Raw genomic sequence first — 3,791 nt, 5'->3', positions numbered from 1 at the left:
TCCTCGTTGCCCGGGAAGAACGGCTCGCTCTTGGTGGGGATCGTGTTGACGTAGTCCGTGCTGCGCATCTCCGGCACGGCGACGCGCTTCTCGCGGGCCCGCTCGATGAGACGCAGCATGAGGTAGCGGGCCCGCTCCCGCCCGCGCTCGTCGACGGCGGCGTCCAGGGAGTCGAGCCACTCCTGGGTTTCCTCGGGATCGAAGTCAGGAACCTGACTCGGAAGGCCGCCAATGATGATCGGGTTGCGATCGGATCCGGGAGCCACGCTGTTCCTTACCTGTCAGAGGGCCAGTTTCTGCCTGCCTACACCGTTCCCCATCGTGTACCTCGGGAAGGCGTACGTCATCCGCACTGTCGTCCGCATCGGTCAAAACGCAACGATACGCCCGGGGTGTGACGTGCTTTGCAAAGTTGTTCGAGCGACGTAACACTGGATGATTCCGAACGGGATGATCCGGGCACACCGGTGTGATGTGGGTTCCGCGGAAACGGGATACGGTGCCAGAAGTTGCGGCGACACGGCCGGGATCGTCACCGTTTCGACGGTCCAGACGGCCGGGTACTTGCGCGATCCGCCCCGCCCGTGTGGACTACGGCCAATGCTTCGCGCACGCGCGTGGCTGAGATACTTACCGAACTTGATCAGGAGGCAACCCGTGAGCGCGACCGCGGACCACGCGGAGGAGCGGACGAACCCTGCCGCCAGGCTGGGGTTCCAGCCCGGGCAGGTGGTCCAGGAGATCGGCTACGACGACGACGTCGATCAGGAGCTCCGCGAGGCCATCGAGGAAACCATCGCAGGCGACCTCATGGACGAGGACTACGACGACGTGGCCGACGCCGTTGTGCTGTGGTTCCGTGACGACGACGGCGACCTGACGGATGCGCTGGTGGATGCCACCACGTACATCGAAGAAGGCGGCGCGATCCTGCTCCTGACGCCGAAGACCGGCCGTTCGGGGTACGTGGAGCCGAGCGACATCCAGGACGCCGCCACCACGGCCGGCCTGACCGCTTCGAAGAGCGTCAGCGTCGGCAAGGACTGGAGCGGCAGCCGGCTGGCGACGCCCAAGGCGGCCAAGTCCAAGAGGTGACCGTCCTCGTCCACCGGACGGGCCGAGCACGCTCGGCCCGTCCGTGAGACACCGGTGCCCGCTGCGTAGGGTGGACCCGAGCGTCCGCACGCTCCCACCCGAACAGCCCACCGAAGGGATGCACGACGATGGCGATCCAGGTCGGCGACAAGGCGCCCGGCTTCGAGCTGAAGGACAACCACGGCCGGACCGTGAAGCTCTCCGACTTCCGCGGTGAGAAGAACGTGGTCCTGCTCTTCTACCCCTTCGCCTTCACCGGCGTGTGCACCGGCGAGCTGTGCGAGCTGCGCGACAACCTGCCGCGCTTCGCCGACCGCGACACCCAGCTGCTCGCCGTCTCCAACGACTCCATCCACACCCTGCGCGTCTTCGCCGAGCAGGAGGGCTTCGAATACCCCCTGCTGAGCGACTTCTGGCCGCACGGCAACGTCTCGCGCGCGTACGGCGTCTTCGACGAGGACAAGGGCTGTGCCGTCCGGGGCACCTTCATCATCGACAAGGAGGGCGTCGTGCGGTGGACCGTGGTCAACGGCCTGCCGGACGCCCGCGACCTGAACGAGTACGTGCAGGCGCTCGACACTCTCTGAGCCGACCGCGGGCGACACCTGCGATTCTCAGGGTGCAGGGTCTGCGGGGCGCGGGAACCCGTCACTAGGATCGGCACGTTGATCCCATATCCGAAGCACGACGGGGCTTCCCGCCCCTGGACACCACATGGAGGACCCGTGGGAGTCAGCCTCAGCAAGGGCGGCAACGTATCGCTGACGAAGGAGGCCCCGGGCCTGACCGCCGTCATCGTCGGCCTGGGGTGGGACGTGCGCACGACGACCGGCACGGACTTCGACCTCGACGCGAGCGCGCTGCTGCTGAACAACTCCGGCAAGGTCGCGAGCGACCAGCACTTCGTCTTCTTCAACAATCTCAAGAGCCCCGACGGCTCGGTCGAGCACACCGGTGACAACATCACCGGTGAGGGCGAGGGTGACGACGAGCAGATCAAGATCGACTTGGCCGGTGTCCCGGCCGACATCGAGAAGATCGTCTTCCCGGTGTCGATCTACGACGCCGAGAACCGCCAGCAGTCCTTCGGCCAGGTCCGCAACGCCTTCATCCGCGTCGTGAACCAGGCCGGCGGGCAGGAGATCGCTCGCTACGACCTGAGCGAGGACGCCTCCACCGAGACGGCCATGGTCTTCGGCGAGCTGTACCGGCACGGCGCGGAGTGGAAGTTCCGGGCCATCGGCCAGGGCTACGCCTCCGGCCTGCGGGGCATCGCGCAGGACTTCGGCGTCAACGTCTGATCCCGGCGGAGTAACGACACCTGCACCATCCGGCGCCGCACCGTTTACGGGCGGCGCCGGACGCGCAGGACAACCAGGCAGGCACCACCAGGGGAGGACCAGCATCATGGGCGTCACACTCGCCAAGGGGGGCAATGTCTCCCTCTCCAAGGCCGCACCGAACCTCACCAACGTCCTGATCGGGCTCGGCTGGGACGCCCGGTCCACCACCGGGGCCCCCTTCGACCTGGACGCCAGCGCCCTGCTGTGCGGCGCCGGGAACCGGGTGCTGGGCGACGAGTGGTTCGTGTTCTACAACCAGCTCACGAGCCCCGACGGCTCCGTGGAGCACACCGGTGACAACCTCACCGGTGAGGGCGAGGGCGACGACGAGTCGGTCCTGGTCGACCTGGCCAAGGTCCCCCCGCAGTGCGAAAAGATCATCTTCCCGGTCTCCATCCATATGGCCGACGAGCGCGGCCAGACCTTCGGCCAGGTCTCCAACGCCTTCATCCGCGTGGTCAACCAGGCCGACGGCCAGGAACTGGCGCGCTACGACCTGAGCGAGGACGCCTCCACCGAGACCGCGATGATCTTCGGCGAGCTGTACCGGTACCAGGGCGAGTGGAAGTTCCGTGCGGTCGGTCAGGGGTACGCGTCCGGCCTCCGGGGCATCGCTCTAGACTTCGGAGTCAACGTTTCGTAAAACTCGGTACGACTCGGGGGAGACCCTCCCCCAGACTTCGTCTGGGAGGTGCCCCCACCACACGATGGGGTAGCCAGTGCTTCTGAAAACCTTCGGCTGGTCGTTCGCGGTCACCGCGCTCGGTCTGGTCGCGGCGGTGTTCTACGGGGGGTGGACCGCCTTCGGGATCGTGGCGATCCTGGCCGTCCTGGAGATCTCGCTGTCCTTCGACAACGCGGTCGTCAACGCCGGGATCCTGAAGAAGATGAACGCCTTCTGGCAGAAGATCTTCCTCACGGTCGGCGTGCTCATCGCCGTCTTCGGCATGCGGCTGGTCTTCCCCGTCGTCATCGTCGCGATCAGCGCCAAGATGGGGCCGATCGAGGCGGTCGACCTCGCGCTCAACAACAAGGACCGCTACCAGCAGCTGGTCACCGACGCCCACCCGGCGATCGCCGCCTTCGGCGGCATGTTCCTGCTGATGATCTTCCTCGACTTCATCTTCGAGGACCGGGACATCCAGTGGCTGCGCTGGATCGAGCGGCCCCTGGCCAAGCTCGGCAAGGTCGACATGCTGTCGGTCTGCATCGCCCTGATCGTCCTGCTGATCACGTCCTTCACCTTCGCCACCCACGCCCACCAGCACGGCGGCGCCCACGTGGACAAGGCGCAGACGGTACTGATCGCCGGGATCGCCGGCCTGATCACCTACATGATCGTCGGCGGCCTCT

General features: G+C 66.5%; 6 protein-coding genes. 5 read left to right on the top strand and 1 reads right to left on the bottom strand.

Going from position 1 to position 3,791, the window contains the following annotated elements; translation table 11 throughout:
* Positions 1-266 (bottom strand): pyruvate dehydrogenase E1 component-related protein (locus IE312_RS42470; protein WP_229900596.1); only part of this gene is annotated, 266 nt, incomplete at its 3' end.
* 391 nt (positions 267-657) lie between these two features.
* Between IE312_RS42470 and IE312_RS30025 the strand changes: the two genes are divergently transcribed.
* From IE312_RS30025 to IE312_RS42465, 5 genes are all read left to right on the top strand, one after another.
* Positions 658-1,095: a DUF3052 domain-containing protein gene (locus IE312_RS30025; RefSeq protein ID WP_165951532.1), complete on the top strand. Its 438-nt coding sequence runs from the start codon at positions 658-660 to the stop codon at positions 1,093-1,095.
* Positions 1,096-1,223: 128 nt separating this feature from the next.
* A complete protein-coding gene (locus IE312_RS30020; protein WP_189985421.1) occupies positions 1,224-1,682 on the top strand; it encodes a peroxiredoxin in 459 nt (152 codons plus the stop codon).
* A 138-nt stretch (positions 1,683-1,820) separates the two neighbouring features.
* Entirely contained in the window at positions 1,821-2,396 is a 576-nt protein-coding gene (locus IE312_RS30015) for a calcium homeostasis/redox stress adaptation protein (RefSeq protein ID WP_030341260.1), read from the top strand.
* A gap of 106 nt (positions 2,397-2,502) precedes the next feature.
* Positions 2,503-3,081: a TerD family protein gene (locus IE312_RS30010; protein ID WP_189985420.1), complete on the top strand. Its 579-nt coding sequence runs from the start codon at positions 2,503-2,505 to the stop codon at positions 3,079-3,081.
* A 76-nt stretch (positions 3,082-3,157) separates the two neighbouring features.
* Positions 3,158-3,791: DUF475 domain-containing protein (locus IE312_RS42465; protein ID WP_229900595.1), on the top strand; the 634-nt coding region annotated here is incomplete at its 3' end.

The organism is Streptomyces capoamus, from assembly GCF_014654935.1.
Classification (GTDB): domain Bacteria; phylum Actinomycetota; class Actinomycetes; order Streptomycetales; family Streptomycetaceae; genus Streptomyces; species Streptomyces capoamus.
This window is presented reverse-complemented; position numbering and strand designations above follow the sequence as displayed.